14 protein-coding genes are annotated in these 17,158 nt (G+C 70.8%); 12 read left to right on the top strand and 2 right to left on the bottom strand.

Annotation, left to right across the window (positions count from 1 at the left end; genetic code table 11):
• Positions 1-60 precede the first annotated feature (60 nt).
• On the bottom strand, positions 61-3,057 hold the full coding sequence (gene uvrA, locus H181DRAFT_RS11675; RefSeq protein WP_045864265.1) for an excinuclease ABC subunit UvrA: 2,997 nt from the start codon (positions 3,055-3,057) through the stop codon (positions 61-63).
• Between the two features lie 185 nt (positions 3,058-3,242).
• Between uvrA and H181DRAFT_RS11680 the strand changes: the two genes are divergently transcribed.
• Positions 3,243-3,974, top strand: coding sequence for a maleylpyruvate isomerase family mycothiol-dependent enzyme (locus tag H181DRAFT_RS11680; RefSeq protein WP_045864266.1), 732 nt, complete (start codon positions 3,243-3,245; stop codon positions 3,972-3,974).
• A 135-nt stretch (positions 3,975-4,109) separates the two neighbouring features.
• On the opposite strand, the gene H181DRAFT_RS11685 is transcribed toward H181DRAFT_RS11680, so the two are convergent.
• Positions 4,110-4,619, bottom strand: a complete 510-nt coding sequence (locus H181DRAFT_RS11685; RefSeq protein WP_045864267.1) for a GNAT family N-acetyltransferase — start codon at positions 4,617-4,619, stop codon at positions 4,110-4,112.
• Positions 4,620-4,791: 172 nt separating this feature from the next.
• On the opposite strand from H181DRAFT_RS11685, the gene H181DRAFT_RS11690 reads away from it, so the two are divergent.
• The 11 genes from H181DRAFT_RS11690 to pgi all read left to right on the top strand — a co-directional run bounded on the left by H181DRAFT_RS11690 (position 4,792) and on the right by pgi (position 16,995).
• Positions 4,792-5,448 carry an MBL fold metallo-hydrolase gene (locus tag H181DRAFT_RS11690; RefSeq protein WP_045864268.1) on the top strand — a complete coding sequence of 219 codons (657 nt, stop codon included), beginning with the start codon at positions 4,792-4,794 and terminating at the stop codon, positions 5,446-5,448.
• A 65-nt stretch (positions 5,449-5,513) separates the two neighbouring features.
• Complete coding sequence (gene uvrC / locus H181DRAFT_RS11695; RefSeq protein ID WP_045864269.1) at positions 5,514-7,523, top strand: excinuclease ABC subunit UvrC; 2,010 nt, start codon at positions 5,514-5,516, stop codon at positions 7,521-7,523.
• A gap of 195 nt (positions 7,524-7,718) precedes the next feature.
• Positions 7,719-8,561, top strand: coding sequence for an RNase adapter RapZ (gene rapZ, locus H181DRAFT_RS11700; protein WP_045864429.1), 843 nt, complete (start codon positions 7,719-7,721; stop codon positions 8,559-8,561).
• Positions 8,562-8,578: 17 nt separating this feature from the next.
• A complete protein-coding gene (gene yvcK / locus H181DRAFT_RS11705) occupies positions 8,579-9,631 on the top strand; it encodes a gluconeogenesis factor YvcK family protein (protein WP_045864270.1) in 1,053 nt (350 codons plus the stop codon).
• Positions 9,622-10,599 carry a DNA-binding protein WhiA gene (whiA, locus tag H181DRAFT_RS11710; RefSeq protein WP_045864271.1) on the top strand — a complete coding sequence of 326 codons (978 nt, stop codon included), beginning with the start codon at positions 9,622-9,624 and terminating at the stop codon, positions 10,597-10,599. The genes yvcK and whiA overlap by 10 nt, the downstream gene beginning before the upstream one ends.
• 156 nt (positions 10,600-10,755) lie before the next feature.
• The gene (gene gap, locus H181DRAFT_RS11715) at positions 10,756-11,760 is read left to right on the top strand and encodes a type I glyceraldehyde-3-phosphate dehydrogenase (protein ID WP_045864272.1); all 1,005 of its coding nucleotides are present in this window, start codon (positions 10,756-10,758) and stop codon (positions 11,758-11,760) included.
• A 154-nt stretch (positions 11,761-11,914) separates the two neighbouring features.
• A complete protein-coding gene (gene pgk, locus H181DRAFT_RS11720) occupies positions 11,915-13,129 on the top strand; it encodes a phosphoglycerate kinase (protein WP_045864273.1) in 1,215 nt (404 codons plus the stop codon).
• A gap of 142 nt (positions 13,130-13,271) precedes the next feature.
• Positions 13,272-14,048: a triose-phosphate isomerase gene (tpiA, locus tag H181DRAFT_RS11725; RefSeq protein WP_045864274.1), complete on the top strand. Its 777-nt coding sequence runs from the start codon at positions 13,272-13,274 to the stop codon at positions 14,046-14,048.
• Between the two features lie 167 nt (positions 14,049-14,215).
• The gene (gene secG / locus H181DRAFT_RS11730; protein WP_045864430.1) at positions 14,216-14,446 is read left to right on the top strand and encodes a preprotein translocase subunit SecG; all 231 of its coding nucleotides are present in this window, start codon (positions 14,216-14,218) and stop codon (positions 14,444-14,446) included.
• A gap of 236 nt (positions 14,447-14,682) precedes the next feature.
• Positions 14,683-15,018, top strand: coding sequence for an RNA polymerase-binding protein RbpA (locus H181DRAFT_RS11735; protein WP_074467830.1), 336 nt, complete (start codon positions 14,683-14,685; stop codon positions 15,016-15,018).
• 327 nt (positions 15,019-15,345) lie between these two features.
• A complete protein-coding gene (gene pgi / locus H181DRAFT_RS11740; RefSeq protein ID WP_045864276.1) occupies positions 15,346-16,995 on the top strand; it encodes a glucose-6-phosphate isomerase in 1,650 nt (549 codons plus the stop codon).
• The last annotated feature ends 163 nt before the right edge of the window (positions 16,996-17,158 follow it).

The raw sequence follows: 17,158 nt of genomic DNA on the forward strand, positions 1-17,158 counted from the left end.
CGAAGGCTTCGCCGAGCGATGCCCGCACGGGGCGGGCGGCGAAGGGCCCTCCGCAGACGGCTACTTCGCCGCGCGCTTCGCCTTCGTCCCCGCAGCCTTCGTCCCGGCAGCTTTCGCCCCCGCCGACTTCTTCGCCTTCGCCTTGCCCGCGGTGCGGCCGCCCGCCCGCGGCCCGCGCGCCGGCGGCGCGGCGTCGCTCACCCGCTCGCCCAGCACGTCCCGCAGGAACTTCCCGGTGTGGCTCGCGGGGACCGCCGCGACCTGCTCGGGCGTCCCCTCCGCGACGATCAGCCCGCCGCCGTTGCCGCCCTCGGGCCCCATGTCGACGACCCAGTCCGCGGTCTTGATGACGTCCAGGTTGTGCTCGATGACGATCACCGTGTTGCCCTTGTCGACCAGGCCCTCCAGCACCGCGATGAGCTTGCGGATGTCCTCGAAGTGCAGGCCGGTCGTGGGCTCGTCGAGCACGTACACCGTGCGGCCCGTGGAGCGCTTCTGCAACTCGCTCGCCAGCTTCACGCGCTGCGCCTCGCCGCCGGAGAGCGTCGGCGCGGGCTGGCCGAGCCGCACGTACCCCAGGCCGACGTCGTTGAGCGTCCGCAGGTGGCGGGCGATGCCGGGCACCGCCTCGAAGAACTCCGTGGCCTGCTCGATGGGCATGTCGAGGACCTCGGAGATGCTCTTGCCCTTGTAGTGGACCTCCAGGGTCTCCCGGTTGTACCGGGCGCCGTGGCAGACCTCGCAGGGCACGAACACGTCCGGCAGGAAGTTCATCTCGATCTTGATGGTGCCGTCGCCGGAGCAGTTCTCGCACCGGCCGCCTTTGACGTTGAAGGAGAACCGGCCCGGCTGGTAGCCGCGTACCTTCGCCTCCGTCGTCTCGGCGAAGAGCCTGCGCACGTGGTCGAAGACCCCGGTGTACGTCGCCGGGTTGGAGCGCGGCGTACGGCCGATCGGCGACTGGTCGACGTGCACGACCTTGTCCACCAGATCGTCCCCGTCCACCCGTACGTGCCGCCCAGGCACCGACTTGGCGTTGTTCAGCTCCCGCGCGAGGTGGGTGTAGAGGATGTCGTTGACGAGCGTCGACTTGCCGGATCCGGAGACCCCCGTGACGGCCGTCAGCACACCGAGCGGGAACGACGCGTCGATGTCGCGCAGGTTGTTCTCCCGCGCCCCGCGCACCGTCAGCTGACGCTCCGGGTCGGCGGGCCGCCGCACGTCCGGAAGGGGGATGCTCCTCTTGCCGGCCAGGTAGTCGCCGGTCACCGAAGCGGCGTTCTCCAGCAGCTCCTTGAGCGGACCGCTGTGCACGACCTTGCCGCCGTGCTCGCCCGCGCCGGGGCCGATGTCCACGACCCAGTCGGACGCCTTGATCGTGTCCTCGTCGTGCTCGACGACGATCAGGGTGTTGCCCAGGTCCCGCAGCCGTACCAGCGTCTCGATCAGACGGTGGTTGTCCCGCTGGTGCAGTCCGATGGACGGCTCGTCCAGTACGTACAGCACGCCGACCAGGCCCGAACCGATCTGTGTGGCAAGGCGGATGCGCTGCGCCTCGCCGCCCGAGAGCGTCCCGGCGGCGCGGTTGAGCGAGAGGTAGTCGAGGCCGACGTCGACCAGGAAGCGCAGCCGCTCGTTGACCTCCTTCAGGACGCGCTCGGCGATGGTCTTGTCCCGGTCGCTCAGCGTCATCTCGCGCAGGAACTCGGCGCATTCGCTGATCGACATCGCCGAGATCTCCGCGATGGACTTCCCCTGCATCGTCACCGCGAGCACGATCGGCTTCAGCCGCGTGCCCTCGCACGTGGGGCAGGGGACCTCGCGCATGTACCCCTCGAAGCGCTCCCGGCTGCTGTCGGTCTCCGCCTCCTGGTGGCGGCGCTTGACGAACGGCACGACGCCCTCGAAGGCCGTGGTGTAGGCCCGTTCACGTCCGTACCGGTTGCGGTAGCGCACCTCGATCTGCGTCCGGTGGCCGTACAGCAGGGCCTTCTTGGCGCGCTGCGGCAGCCCCGCCCACGGGATGTCCGTGCGGAAGCCCAGCGCGTCGGCGAGCGCGCCGATCAGGCGTCCGAAGTAGTCGCGCGTGTGGCCGTGCGACCAGGGGTGGAGCGCGCCCTCGTCCAGCGACTTGTCCTCGTCGGGGACGATCAGCTCCGGGTCGACCTCCATGCGGGTGCCGATGCCGGTGCACTCGGGGCAGGCGCCGAAGGGCGAGTTGAAGGAGAAGGTGCGCGGCTCCAGCTCCTCGAACGACAGGTCGTCGTACGGGCAGTACAGGTGCTCGGAGTACATCCGCTCGCGCTGCGGGTCGTCCTCGTCGAGGTCGACGAAGTCCAGGATGACCATGCCGCCCGAGAGGCCCAGCGCCGTCTCCACGGAGTCCGTGAGCCGCCGCTTCGCGCTCTCCTTGACGGTGAGGCGGTCCACGACCACCTCGATGGTGTGCTTCTCCTGCTTCTTCAGCTTCGGCGGTTCGGAGAGCTGGATCGTCCGCCCGTCGACGCGCGCCCTGCTGTAGCCCTTGCTCTGGAGCTCGTCGAAGAGGTCGACGTACTCGCCCTTGCGCTCGCGCACCAGCGGCGACAGCACCTGGAAGCGGCTGCCCGGCTCCAGGTCCAGCACCCTGTCCACGATCGCCTGCGGCGACTGGCGGGCGATGGGCCGGCCGCACTCGGGGCAGTGCGGCTTGCCGATGCGTGCGAACAGCAGGCGGAGGTAGTCGTAGACCTCGGTGATGGTGCCCACAGTCGAACGCGGGTTGCGCGACGTCGACTTCTGGTCGATGGAGACCGCGGGGGAGAGGCCCTCGATGAAGTCGACGTCGGGCTTGTCCATCTGCCCGAGGAACTGCCGTGCGTACGCGGACAGCGACTCCACGTAGCGGCGCTGCCCCTCCGCGAAGATGGTGTCGAAGGCGAGCGACGACTTGCCCGATCCGGACAGGCCGGTGAAGACGATCAGCGAGTCGCGCGGAAGATCGATCGAGACGTTCCGGAGATTGTGCTCGCGAGCGCCACGGACGATGAGACGGTCTGAGGCCACGCCGGTTGGCACCTTTCGTGTGAGAAGCAGGGTGCCCCGCTGCGCAGGAGCCCCCCGGACAAGAGTAGAGGCGGCGCGGACCGGGTGTGTCCCGGACCGTGGCGCTGCCGCCCGTCGAGCTTATAGCACGTGCATTCGAATACGGCCCTCTCGTGCCGTCTTCCACCCGAAGGAGTGGCGGGGCTAGTTTTGGGATCATGACGCAGCCCGCGAACCCCTCTCCTCCCGCGCCCGGTCCCGCCGCCGACGCAGCCTCCGTGAGAGACGCCACGGACCGGCTCCTCGCCGCCGTCGCACAGCTGGACGACGCCACCGCCGCCAAGCCCTCGCTGCTGCCGGGCTGGACCCGCGGGCACGTGCTCGCGCACCTCGCCCGCAACGCCGACGCGCTGCTCAACGTCCTCGCGGCGCGCCCCATGTACGCCAGCGGCGACGTCCGGGACGCCGACATCGAGCGCGACGCGCACCGCTCCGCCGCGGCCCACCACGAGGACCTGCGCGATACCGCGCTCCGCCTCGACGGCGCCTTCGCCGCGCAGAGCGAAGCGGCCTGGGAGCGCACCGTCGAACTGCGTAACGGTGTGACCGACCTCGCGAATTCCCTGCCGTTCCGCCGCTGGATCGAGATCGAGCTGCACCACGTCGACCTCGGCATCGGCTACGGCCTCGACGACCTGCCCGGTGCCTTCGTCGAGCGGGAGCTGGACAACATGGCCCGCCGCTTCCTCGGCCACCCGGGAGTCCCCCTGACCCTCGTGCTGCGCAGCGAGTACGGCGGCACCTGGTACACCGGCGCGCCAGAGGGCACCGGGTCCGGCTCGCTCGTCGTGGCGGGGACCCCCACCGCGCTCGTCGGCTGGCTCACCGGACGCAGCACGGGAAGCGGCCTCGCGGCGCCGGAACCGCTGCCCGTACTGCCGTCTCTGTAGCGGCCGGCGGCCCAGATTCCGGTCCCGGCGGGGCAGCAGTACGGCGGGGCAGCGGTACGGCGGGACGGGGCTGCGGGCGCGGCCGTCACCGCGTCCGCGCATTACCGCGCCTTGCACATGACAGCGCTTTGCGCGTCACAGCGCCTTGCGCATCACGGCGCAGGGCCTGTGCAGCTCGCGGTCCTCGCTCCGCCCCGTCACCAGGTAGCCCGCCGCCGTCCAGAAGCGGAGCGCCGCCGGGTTGTTCTCCAGAACGGCCAGACGCACGCCCTCCCGGCCCTCGCGCCGGAAGCCGTCCTCGATGTACGCCGCCAACTCCCGCCCGATTCCGGTGCGGTGGGCGTCCGCGTGCACCATCAGCAGCCCGATCCAGGGGTCGGGGTCGGCCGGGTCCGGGTGGTGGGCGAGCGTGGCGGCGACCGCGGTGAGCCGTCCGCCGGAGCGCGCGAGCAGCACCCGGGCGTGCGGCTGCGCCAGTTCGTCCATGAGCGACCGGGCGACCTGCTCCGTGCGGATGTCGTCCGGGTCGGGGAACTCGCCGCTGAGGCGGTGGAACTCGCGGTTGGACGCGTAGAGCGCGGTGATCTCACCGAGCAGCGCCCCGGGCAGTGCGCCGTCCGTCAGCACGAGCGGTTCGACGATCATGCGTCGCACTGTAGGGACGCACGGCCGGACAGGCACCTCACTCGGCGAAGCGCGACGCGACCGAGCGGGACGTGACTGAGCGCGAGGCGCGAAGCACCGGTCACGCGGCCGGCGCGGGAACCGCCTTGCGCACTCTGGTGGACCCCGGCGCCCACTCGTCTAGGGTGGCGCCATGGCTTACACCGGAGAGGTGCAGGTCGGGGGACCTGCGGACGTGCACGAGCTGACCGACCTGATGATCTCCAAGGTCGCTGTCGGCCCCATGAACAACAACGCCTACCTGCTGCGCTGCAGGAAGACGGGGGAGCAGCTGCTGATCGACGCCGCCAACGAACCGGAGACGCTGCTGGAGCTCATCGGCTCCGACGGCATCGCCTCCGTCGTCACCACCCACCGGCACGGCGACCACTGGCAGGCGCTCGCCCCCGTCGTCGAGTCCACCGGCGCCCGCACGTACGCGGGCCGCTTCGACGCCGAGGGCATCCCCGTGAAGACGGACGTGCTCGTGGAGGACGGGGACACCGTCCGGGTCGGGCAGAACGAACTCACGGCGCGCCACCTCGTCGGCCACACCCCCGGCTCCATCGCCCTCGTCTACGACGACCCGCACGGACACCCCCATCTCTTCACGGGGGACTGCCTCTTCCCGGGCGGTGTCGGCAACACCCATGACGATCCCGAGGCGTTCGCGAGCCTCCTGCACGACGTGGAGACCAAGCTCTTCGCCCAACTGCCGGACGAGACCTGGGTCTACCCGGGCCACGGCGGCGACACCACCCTCGGCGCGGAGCGGCCGAAGATCGGCGAATGGCGCGAACGCGGCTGGTGACGCGCGGCCGGTGAGGGGGCCGGTAGCCGACGGTGATGTCACCGCACGGACGTAGGGTGTGCGGCATGGCAGACCCCTCCAGCTACCGCCCCGAACCGGGTGAGGTCCCCGATTCCCCGGGGGTCTACCGGTTCCGCGACGAGCACGGCCGGGTGATCTACGTAGGGAAGGCCAAGAGCCTCCGCCAGCGGCTCGCGAGCTACTTCCAGGACCTTGCGAACCTCCATGTGCGCACGCGCACGATGGTCACCACCGCCGCCTCGGTCGAGTGGACGGTCGTCTCCACGGAGGTCGAGGCGCTCCAGCTGGAGTACTCCTGGATCAAGGAGTTCGACCCGCGGTTCAACGTCAAGTACCGCGACGACAAGAGCTATCCGTCCCTCGCGGTCACGCTCGACGAGGAGTTTCCGCGCGTCCAGGTCATGCGCGGCCCCAAGAAGAAGGGCGTGCGCTACTTCGGTCCGTACGCCCACGCCTGGGCCATCCGCGAGACCGTCGACCTCATGCTGCGGGCCTTCCCCGTGCGCACCTGCTCGGCCGGCGTCTTCAAGCGCTCGGCGCAGATCGGCCGTCCCTGCCTGCTGGGCTACATCGGCAAGTGCAGCGCCCCCTGCGTGGGGCGCGTCTCGGCGGAGGAGCACCGCCAACTCGCCGAGGAGTTCTGCGACTTCGTCGCCGGGCACACGGGCGCGTACCTGCGCCGCCTGGAGCGGGAGATGAAGCAGGCCGCCGAGGAGATGGAGTATGAGCGGGCGGCCCGGCTGCGGGACGACATGGACGCGCTCAAGCGGGCCATGGAGAAGAGCGCCGTCGTCCTCACCGACGCCACGGACGCCGACCTCGTCGCCGTCGCGGAGGACGAGCTGGAGGCGGCGGTCCAGATCTTCCACGTGCGGGGCGGCCGGGTGCGCGGCCAGCGCGGCTGGGTCACCGACAAGGTCGAGGAGATCGGCACCCCCGAGCTCGTCGAGCACGCCCTGCAGCAGCTCTACGGCGAGGAGCGCGGCGACGCGGTCCCCAAGGAGGTGCTGGTCCCCGCGCTGCCCGACCCGGCGGCCCCGGTGACGCAGTGGCTGAGCGAGCGCCGCGGTTCGGCCGTCAGCCTGCGCGTGCCCCGACGGGGCGACAAGCGCGCCCTGATGGAGACGGTCCGGCGCAACGCCCAGCAGGCGCTGGCCCTGCACAAGACCAAGCGCGCCTCCGACCTGACGACCCGTTCGCGCGCCCTGGAGGAGATCGCCGAGGCGCTCGGCCTGGACTCGGCGCCGCTGCGCGTGGAGTGCTTCGACATCTCCCACTTCCAGGGCGACGACGTGGTGGGGTCCATGGTCGTCTTCGAGGACGGCCTGGCCCGCAAGAGCGAGTACCGGCGCTTCCAGATCAGGTCCGTCGACGGGCAGGACGACGTGCGCTCCATGCACGAGGTCATCAGCCGCCGCTTCCGCCGCTACCTGCAGGAGAAGCGCCGTACGGGCGAGTGGGGCGGCGACGGGGGCCAGGCCGCCGAGGGCGAGGGTCCCGAGCCGGCGGAGGGCGCGGCCGAGGGCGCCGCGCCGCGCGACGAGGACGGCAGGCCGAAGAAGTTCGCCTACCCGCCCCAGCTCATCGTCGTCGACGGCGGAAAGCCGCAGGTCGCGGCGGCCCGCAGCGCGCTGGACGAGCTGGGCATCGATGACGTCGCGGTCTGCGGCCTCGCCAAGCGCCTCGAAGAGGTCTGGATCCCGGGCGAGGACGACCCCGTCGTGCTGCCCCGTACGAGCGAGGGCCTCTACCTCCTCCAGCGCGTGCGCGACGAGGCGCACCGCTTCGCGATCAGATACCAGCGCAGCAAGCGCTCCAAGGCGCTGAAGGCGAGCCCGCTCGACGCCGTGCCGGGCCTGGGAGCGTCCCGTAAGCAGGCGCTGATAAAGCACTTCGGCTCCCTGAAGCGGTTGCGGGCCGCCACGGTCGAGGAGATCTGCGAGGTGCCGGGCGTGGGACGGAAGACGGCGGAGACCGTCGCGGCGGCGCTCGGCGCGAAGTCCTCCGGGGCGGCCGTGAACACCGCGACCGGTGAGATCGTTGAAGAAGAGTGAGCACCGTGACGACGGGGGGCGAATGACATGAGCAGCGAACACCGGCAGCACGAGGACCTGGCGGCGGAACCGGCCCGGCCGGCGCAGCGGCCGGACGGGCACGGCGACACGGAGCAGGACGCGAGAACCGCCGACCCGCCCGTGGGCAAGGAGCTCGCGGCCGAGGCCGACGAGGCCGTCATCCCCGAGCTGGTGATGATCTCCGGCATGTCCGGCGCGGGCCGCAGCACCGCCGCGAAGTGCCTGGAGGACCTGGGCTGGTTCGTCGTCGACAACCTGCCGCCGGCGCTGATCCCGACCATGGTGGACCTGGGCGCCCGCTCCCAGGGCAACGTGGCCCGTATCGCCGTGGTGGTCGACGTCCGCGGCCGCCGCTTCTTCGACAACCTCAAGGAGTCCCTGGCCGACCTCGCGCAGCGGCAGGTCAAGCGGCGCATCGTCTATCTGGAGGCGAGCGACGACGCACTCGTGCGCCGCTTCGAGTCGGTCCGCCGCCCCCACCCCCTCCAGGGCGACGGCCGCATCGTCGACGGCATCGCGGCCGAGCGGGACCTGCTGCGGGAGCTGCGCGGCGACGCGGACCTCGTCATCGACACCTCGGGCCTCAACGTCCACGAGCTGCGCGCCAAGCTCGACGCCCAGTTCGCCGGCGAGGAGGAGCCCGAGCTGCGGGCGACGGTGATGTCGTTCGGGTACAAGTACGGCCTCCCGGTTGACGCCGACCTCGTCGCCGACTGCCGGTTCCTGCCCAACCCCCACTGGGTGCCCGAGCTGCGTCCGTTCACCGGCACGACGGAGGAGGTCGCCAACTACGTCTTCAACCAGCCGGGCGCGAAGGAGTTCCTCGACAGATACGCGGAGCTGCTCCAGCTGATCGCCGCGGGCTACCGCAGGGAGGGCAAGCGGTACGTCACGATCGCGGTCGGCTGCACGGGCGGCAAGCACCGCAGCGTGGCGGTCTCGGAGAAGCTGGCGCGGCGCCTGTCCGACGCCGGAGTGGAGACCGTCGTGGTGCACCGGGACATGGGACGTGAATGAGGACGTGAGAAGCGCGAATGGCTCGTAGGACCATCCGGCTCCGGCGCCCGCCCGGCACCCGGGCCGGGCAGCGCGGCACCCAGCCGAAAGTGGTCGCGCTCGGCGGAGGAGCGGGCCTGTCGGCCTCGCTGACGGCGCTGCGCCGCATCACCGGGGACCTCACAGCCGTCGTCACGGTCGCCGACGACGGCGGTTCCAGCGGGCGGCTCCGCGACGAACTGGGCGTGCTTCCCCCCGGCGATCTCCGCAAGGCGCTCGCGGCGCTCTGCGGCGACGACGAATGGGGCCGCACGTGGGCGGAGGTCGTCCAGCACCGCTTCGTCAGCCGCGGCGACCTGCACGGGCACGCGGTGGGCAACCTGCTGATCGTCGCGCTGTGGGAGCAGCTGGGCGACCACGTCCAGGCGCTCGACCTCGTGGGGAAGCTGCTCGGCGCGCACGGACGGGTACTGCCCATGTCCGCCGTCCCCCTCCAGCTGCAGGCCCTGGTGAGGGGCCACGATCCGCGACGCCCCGACGAGCTGTCGACGGTTCGCGGCCAGGCGACGGTCGCCCTCACCCCGGGCGAGGTCCAGCAGGTGCACCTGGTGCCGCACGATCCGCCGGCCGTCACCGAGGCGGTCAGAGCGGTGCTGGACGCGGACTGGGTCGTGCTCGGCCCGGGCTCGTGGTTCTCCTCGGTCATCCCGCATCTGCTGGTGCCCGATCTGCTGGACGCCCTCACGGCCACCAAGGCGCGCAGGGTGCTCTCGCTCAATCTCGCGCCGCAGCCCGGCGAAACAGAAGGCTTCTCCCCGCAGCGTCATTTGGAGGTTTTGGCCCGACACGCCCCTAAACTCGCCTTCGACGTGGTGCTGGCCGACAAGGACGCCGTCCCTGACCAGGAATCTCTGCGAGAAGCCGCCGAGCGGCTCGGTGCGACGGCTGAGTTGTCCGCCGTCGCGGCAGTCGGAGGGGCCGCCCAGGCCGAAGGCCCGGGGGGATCCACCGCCAGGCACGACCCGGAGCTGCTGGCCGCCGCGTATGACCGTATTTTTCGGATGCATGGAAGGATCGGCCCATGGCGATGACGGCTGCGGTGAAGGACGAGATCTCCCGGCTCCCCGTCACCCGGACCTGCTGCCGGAAGTCCGAGGTCTCGTCGATCCTGCGCTTCGCGGGCGGCCTGCACCTGGTGAGCGGGCGGATCGTGATCGAGGCGGAGCTGGACACGGGCATCGCCGCCCGCCGCCTCCGCAAGGACGTACTGGAGATCTTCGGCCACAGCTCGGACCTGGTGGTGATGGCGCCGGGTGGTCTGCGGCGCGGCAGCCGGTACGTCGTACGGGTCGTGGCGGGCGGGGACCAGCTCGCGCGCCAGACGGGCCTCGTCGACAGCCGCGGACGGCCCATCCGCGGTCTTCCGCCACAGGTGGTCTCGGGGGCGACCTGCGACGCGGAGGCCGCCTGGCGCGGCGCCTTCCTCGCCCACGGTTCGCTGACGGAGCCGGGCCGCTCCTCGTCCCTCGAGGTGACCTGCCCCGGCCCCGAGGCGGCCCTCGCGCTGGTGGGCGCGGCGCGGCGGCTCCAGATCGCGGCCAAGGCGCGCGAGGTCAGGGGCGTCGACCGGGTCGTCGTCCGGGACGGCGACGCCATCGGCGCCCTGCTGACGCGGCTCGGCGCCCACGAGTCCGTCCTTGCCTGGGAGGAGCGGCGCATGCGCCGCGAGGTGCGCGCCACCGCCAACCGCCTCGCCAACTTCGACGACGCCAACCTGCGCCGCTCGGCGCGCGCCGCCGTCGCCGCGGGAGCGCGGGTGCAGCGGGCACTGGAGATCCTCGCCGACGACGTGCCGGAGCACCTGGCGGCGGCCGGCCGGCTGCGGATGGACCACAAGCAGGCGTCGCTGGAGGAGCTGGGCGCGCTCGCCGACCCGCCCCTGACGAAGGACGCCGTGGCCGGCCGTATCCGCAGGCTGCTGGCGATGGCCGACAAGCGGGCGCAGGATCTGGGCATTCCCGGCACGGAGACCAGCCTCACCGAGGAGATGGTCGGCTGACCGGCCCGGCTTCCTACCGCGCCTCGCAGGCCACGATGCCCCGGGTGGCCGATGTCACCGTAAAGAGTGTGGCGCGGTAGGGTCGGAAGCGGTCGGGGACATCCCATACAGCTTTTGCCGGTGTCCGTACCGGCGTACCAACGAGGAGATCGGTTCGTGACGATCCGCGTAGGCATCAACGGCTTCGGCCGCATCGGCCGCAACTACTTCCGCGCATTGCTGGAGCAGGGTGCGGACATCGAGATCGTCGGTGTCAACGACCTGACCGACAACGCGACTCTGGTGCACCTGCTGAAGTACGACAGCATCCTGGGCCGCCTCAAGCAGGAGGTCAGCCACACCGACGACACGATCACGGTGGGCAACCAGACCTTCAGGACGATGGCGGAGAAGGACCCGGCCCAGCTCCCCTGGGGCGAGCTCGGCGCCGACGTCGTCGTCGAGTCCACCGGCATCTTCACCAAGCGTGACGACGCGGCCAAGCACCTGGCCGCGGGTGCGAAGAAGGTCCTCATCTCGGCTCCGGCCAAGGAGGAGGACATCACCGTCGTCATGGGCGTCAACGAGGACGCGTACGACGCCGGCAAGCACCACGTCATCTCCAACGCCTCGTGCACCACCAACTGCGTGGCGCCGATGGCGAAGGTCATCGACGAGAACTTCGGTCTCGTCAAGGGCATGATGACGACCGTCCACGCCTACACCAACGACCAGCGCATCCTGGACTTCCCGCACAAGGACCTGCGCCGCGCCCGCGCCGCCGCCGAGAACATCATCCCGACCTCGACGGGCGCCGCCAAGGCCACCGCCCTGGTCCTGCCCCAGCTGAAGGGCAAGCTCGACGGCATCGCCATGCGCGTCCCCGTCCCGACGGGCTCCGTCACCGACCTCGTCCTCGAGCTGGACCGCGAGGTGAGCAAGGACGAGATCAACGCCGCCTTCCAGAAGGCCGCCGAGGGACAGCTCAAGGGGATCCTGGAGTACACCGAGGACCCGATCGTCTCCTCGGACATCGTCAACTGGCCCGCGTCCTGCACCTTCGACTCGTCGCTGACGATGGTCCAGGGCAAGCAGGCGAAGATCGTCGGCTGGTACGACAACGAGTGGGGCTACTCCAACAGGCTGGTCGACCTGACCACCTTCGTCGGCGACAAGCTCTGACCGCTGCCACAACGGCGGAGCGTCCGGCGCATGGCATACCGCGGCAGGGCTCGCAGGACGCGACGACGCGTCCGGCGGGCCCTGTTCCGTGGGAGGCCGTGACCGCCGTCCGAGCGGTGTCATGAGGGTCCGAAGTCCAAGGAGTCCAGCAAGCATGAAGACGATCGACGAACTCGTCGGCGAGGGTGTGGCCGGGAAGCGGGTCTTCGTCCGCGCCGACCTCAACGTGCCGCTCGACGGCGGCACCATCACGGACGACGGCCGTATCCGCGCCGCCGTCCCCACCATCCGGAAGCTCTCCGAGGCGGGCGCCCGCGTCGTCGCCGCCTCGCATCTCGGCCGCCCCAAGGGCGCGCCCGACCCGCAGTTCTCGCTGGCGCCGGTCGCGAAGAGGCTCGGCGAACTCCTCGGCAAGGACGTCGCCTTCGCTGCCGACACGGTCGGCGAGAGCGCGCGGAGCACCGTCGGGGCGAGCTCCGACGGCGGCGTCACGCTGCTGGAGAACCTGCGGTTCAACGCGGGCGAGACCAGCAAGGACGACGCGGAGCGCGGCGCCTTCGCCGACGAACTCGCCGCTCTGGCCGACCTGTACGTCGGCGACGGTTTCGGCGCGGTGCACCGCAAGCACGCGTCCGTCTACGACCTCCCCGCCCGTCTTCCGCACGCGGCGGGCGGCCTCATCGCCACCGAGGTCGGCGTGCTGAAGAAGCTCACCGAGGACGTGCGGCGCCCGTACGCGGTCGTGCTCGGCGGTGCGAAGGTCTCCGACAAGCTCGGCGTCATCGACCACCTCCTGGAGAAGGCCGACCGCATCCTCATCGGCGGCGGCATGGCCTACACCTTCCTCAAGGCGCAGGGCCACGAGGTGGGCAGCTCGCTGCTCCAGGAGGACCAGGTCCCCGTGGTCCAGGGCTATCTGGAGCGGGCGGAGAAGCTCGGCGTGGAGTTCGTGCTGCCCGTCGACGTGCTGGCGGCCGAGAGCTTCCCCGACCTGAGGACGAAGGCGCCGGCCGCGCCGCGGACGGTCGCCGTGGACGCGATCCCGGCCGAGCTGATGGGCCTGGACATCGGCCCCCGCACCCAGGAGCTGTACGCCTCGAAGCTCGCCGACGCCGCCACCGTCTTCTGGAACGGCCCCATGGGCGTCTTCGAGCACCCCGACTACGCCGAGGGCACCAGGGCCGTGGCCCAGGGCCTGCTCGACAGCGACGCCTTCACCGTCGTCGGCGGCGGCGACAGCGCTGCGGCGGTCCGGCTGCTCGGCTTCGACGAGAACGCGTTCGGCCACATCTCGACCGGCGGCGGCGCCAGCCTGGAGTACCTCGAAGGCAAGACCCTGCCGGGCCTCGCCGCCCTGGAGGACTCTTGACGGGCGACCGTGCGGCGGCCTCCACGGCCGCGCGTGCGGCGGCCGGCCCGCTGACCGCCCCTGTTTCCGCAACTCCGCCCCGCGCGGGCGCCCTTGACATGAGCCGCGACCGCGGCGCAGCGAACATCGGAGGACGCCGAAAGTGACCACCCGCACCCCGCTGATGGCGGGCAACTGGAAGATGAACCTCAACCACCTCGAGGCCATCGCCCACGTCCAGAAGCTCGCCTTCGCGTTGACGGACAAGGACTTCGAGGCCTGCGAGGTCGCCGTCCTGCCGCCCTACACCGACCTGCGCTCCGTCCAGACGCTCGTCGACGGCGACAAGCTGAAGATCAAGTACGGTGCCCAGGACCTCTCGGCCCACGAGTCGGGGGCCTACACCGGTGAGATCTGCGGTGCCTTCCTGGCCAAGCTGAACTGCTCGTACGTGACCGTCGGCCACTCCGAGCGCCGCCAGTACCACGGCGAGGACGAGCCGCTCGTCAACGCCAAGGTCAAGGCCGCCTTCGCGCACGACCTCACGCCGATCCTCTGCGTCGGCGAGGAGCTCTCCGTCCGCGAGGCGGACCAGCACGTCGCCCACACGCTCGCCCAGGTCGACGGGGCGCTGAAGGACGTCCCCGCCGGGCAGGCCGCGACGATCGTCATCGCCTACGAGCCGGTGTGGGCCATCGGCACGGGCAAGACGTGCGGTGCCGAGGACGCGCAGGAGGTCTGCGGCGCCATCCGCGGACGTCTCGCCGAGCTGTACGACCAGGAGCTGGCCGACAAGGTCCGCATCCAGTACGGCGGCTCCGTGAAGTCGGGCAACGTCGCACAGATCATGGCGCAGCCCGACATCGACGGTGCGCTGGTGGGCGGTGCCTCCCTCGACGCGGAGGAGTTCGTCAAGATCGTGCGCTTCCGCGACCAGTAGGTCCGTACGCCCCACGGGCCCCGGCGGGCCCGTGCCGGTACCGGCCCTGCGGCAGGCGCATGACGGCGGGCGGCAGCCCGTCGTACCCTGTCGGGGGCCGGGCCGGTGCCCGTCCAGAGATGCAGAAGTCTTCCGAACTGTCCGAGAGAGTTGGTCCAGCCGTGATCATGGGGTTCTCAATCGCCCTCATCGTCTTCAGCGCACTGGGAGTGCTGCTGGTCCTGATGCACAAGGGGAAGGGCGGCGGCCTCTCCGACATGTTCGGCGGCGGCATGCAGTCGTCCGTCGGCGGCTCCTCGGTCGCCGAGCGCAACCTGTCCCGGCTCACCGTGGCGGTGGGTCTGATCTGGTTCGCCATCATCGTGGTGCTGGGCCTGCTGATGAAGCTGGAGACCTGATCGGGACCTTCGGCGAGTAGCCGGAACCCCGCCGTCCACGGGGCGGCGGGACCTGCCACAGGCCTTGCAAGAACTGCCGCAAGTCGGCGTGCCCGGCCTATCATGAGGCTCGCGTCCGGACCGACGCAGTAACTCCGGTCACTGGACGCGCGTTGGGCCCTACGTACACTAGGGCGCCCCCGCAGCGGAGCTCCTTACCGATGCTCCGCAGCACCGTGAGGCAGGGAGTTACGACCGTGGCAAGTGGCAACGCGATCCGGGGAAGCCGGGTCGGAGCGGGGCCGATGGGGGAGGCCGAGCGCGGCGAATCCGCCCCGCGCCTGCGCATCTCCTTCTGGTGCTCCAACGGGCACGAGACCCAGCCCAGCTTCGCCAGCGACGCGCAGGTCCCGGACACCTGGGACTGCCCGCGCTGCGGATTCCCGGCCGGCACGGACCAGGACAACCCGCCGGACCCGCCGCGCACGGAGCCGTACAAGACGCATCTGGCATACGTGCGGGAGCGTCGCAGCGACGAGGACGGCGAGGCGATCCTGGCCGAGGCGCTGGCCAAGCTCCGCGGCGAACTCTGACGCACCCGCGCTGCCGGGCACTCCGTCTTCACGGTCGGCGGCCTCCGGCACCGTACGTCCCGCCGGGCACACGTCCCGTCCGGGGCCGCTCCGCTCCCTGCCCGGCGGCTGTGCGGCCTCCACCACTGCCGAGCGACGATTCCGCCGTCCGCCGGCCCACTGTCTTCTCCGGGGCCACACCCTGACTTCTCCGGGGCCACGCCCCGGCCCGGCCCGGCCGCCACCGCCCATGCGGTGCGCGCGGCCGGGCCGACGGTCATCTAGGTTGGTGCGGCGGGCTCCGCACGAGTTGAACCAGAGATCACGAGAAGACGGTGACGATCGCAGATGAACGCAGCACCCCGCACCCGGCTCGATCAACTGCCCGAGTGGCACGCGCTGGCAGAGCACCGCAAGGAGTTCGGCGGCACGCACCTGCGCGAACTGTTCGCCAAGGACGTCCGCCGAGCCGAGCGGTACGGCGTGCAGGTGGGCGACCTGCACCTCGACTTCTCCAAGAACCTGGTCACCGACGACACGCTGCGGCTGCTCGGCGAGCTCGCCGCCGCGACGGGGGTCGAACCGCTGCGCGACGCGATGTTCCGCGGTGAGCGGATCAACGTCACCGAGGACCGCGCCGTGCTGCACACCGCGCTGCGCACCCCGGTCTCGGCGGCCGTCTCCACGGACGGCGAGAACGTCGTGCCGAAGGTGCACTCCGTCCTCACCAAGATGGGGCTCTTCTCCTCCAAGGTCCGCGACGGCCACTGGCTGGGGCACACCGGCAAGCGGATCCTCAACGTCGTCAACATCGGCATCGGCGGCTCCGACCTCGGCCCGAAGATGGCCTTCGAGGCGCTCCGGCCGTACACGAAGCGCGACATGACCTTCCGCTTCGTCTCGAACGTGGACGGTGCCGACCTGCACGAGGCGGTACGCGATCTCGATCCCGCCGAGACGCTCTTCATCGTGGCCTCGAAGACCTTCACCACGATCGAGACGATCACCAACGCGACCGCTGCGCGCAACTGGCTGCTCGCCGGGCTCGGCGGCGCGGAGGAGGCCGTCGCCAAGCACTTCGTGGCTGTCTCGACCAACGGCTCGAAGGTCTCCGAGTTCGGGATCGACACGGAGAACATGTTCGAGTTCTGGGACTGGGTCGGAGGGCGCTACTCCTACGACTCCGCCATCGGCCTCTCCCTCATGGTCGCCGTGGGCGCCGACCACTTCAACGAGATGCTCGCCGGCTTCCACCTCGTCGACGAGCACTTCCGCTGCGCGCCGATCGAGGCCAACGCGCCCATGCTGATGGGGTTGCTGGGCGTCTGGTACGGCGGTTTCTTCGAGGCGCAGTCCCACGCGGTGCTGCCCTACAGCCACTACTTCTCCCAGTTCACCGCCTATCTCCAGCAGCTCGACATGGAGTCGAACGGCAAGTCCACCCAGCGCGAGGGCGACCCCGTCAACTGGCAGACGGGGCCTGTCGTATGGGGCACCCCCGGTACGAACGGGCAGCACGCCTACTACCAACTGCTGCATCAGGGCACGAAGTTGATCCCGGCTGACCTCGTGGGCATCGCCAGGCCGGTGGAGGAACTGGGCGAACTGGCCGGTCAGCACGATCTGTTGATGGCGAACCTCTTCGCGCAGGGCCAAGCGCTCGCCTTCGGGAAGACGGAGGACGAGGTACGGGCCGAGGGCGTCCCCGAGGAGCAGGTGCCGCATCGCACCTTCCCCGGCAACCGCCCGACGACGACGATCCTCGCCTCGGAGCTCTCGCCCGCAGTGCTCGGCCAGCTCGTGGCGCTGTACGAGCACAAGGTGTTCGTGCAGGGCGCCGTATGGAACATCGACAGCTTCGACCAGTGGGGCGTCGAACTGGGCAAGGTCCTCGCCAAGCGCCTCGAGCCCGCCTTGACCGGCGGGGAGGAGATCGAGGGCCTGGACGCGTCGACCCGGCAACTGGTCAGCCGCTACCGGCAGTTGCGCGGGCGCTGAGATCGCGTGGCCGCCGGGGCGTGTGCCCGGGGTGCTCCGGCGGTTCGCGGCGGGCACGCATGATCTGCGTCAACTGCTCGTGCTTGCGGAGGTAGTTGGTGCGGGAAGCGTCGTCGGTTCGAGTGGCGGCCCGGGGGAGTCCTCGGGCCGCCTGAAGGGGGCC

Origin of the sequence: Streptomyces sp. WMMB 714 (assembly GCF_900090125.1) — a bacterium.
Taxonomy (GTDB): Bacteria; Actinomycetota; Actinomycetes; order Streptomycetales; family Streptomycetaceae; genus Streptomyces; species Streptomyces daqingensis.

Coding starts and splice junctions, on each gene's coding strand:
- H181DRAFT_RS11680 (WP_045864266.1), top strand. CDS start 3,243: ATGACGCAGCCCGCGAACCCCTCTCCTCCCGCGCCCGGTCCCGCCGCC.
- whiA (WP_045864271.1), top strand. CDS start 9,622: ATGGCGATGACGGCTGCGGTGAAGGACGAGATCTCCCGGCTCCCCGTC.
- rapZ (WP_045864429.1), top strand. CDS start 7,719: ATGATCTCCGGCATGTCCGGCGCGGGCCGCAGCACCGCCGCGAAGTGC.
- H181DRAFT_RS11685 (WP_045864267.1), bottom strand. CDS start 4,619: ATGATCGTCGAACCGCTCGTGCTGACGGACGGCGCACTGCCCGGGGCG.
- secG (WP_045864430.1), top strand. CDS start 14,216: ATGGGGTTCTCAATCGCCCTCATCGTCTTCAGCGCACTGGGAGTGCTG.
- pgk (WP_045864273.1), top strand. CDS start 11,915: ATGAAGACGATCGACGAACTCGTCGGCGAGGGTGTGGCCGGGAAGCGG.
- uvrC (WP_045864269.1), top strand. CDS start 5,514: ATGGCAGACCCCTCCAGCTACCGCCCCGAACCGGGTGAGGTCCCCGAT.
- H181DRAFT_RS11690 (WP_045864268.1), top strand. CDS start 4,792: ATGGCTTACACCGGAGAGGTGCAGGTCGGGGGACCTGCGGACGTGCAC.
- pgi (WP_045864276.1), top strand. CDS start 15,346: ATGAACGCAGCACCCCGCACCCGGCTCGATCAACTGCCCGAGTGGCAC.
- yvcK (WP_045864270.1), top strand. CDS start 8,579: ATGGCTCGTAGGACCATCCGGCTCCGGCGCCCGCCCGGCACCCGGGCC.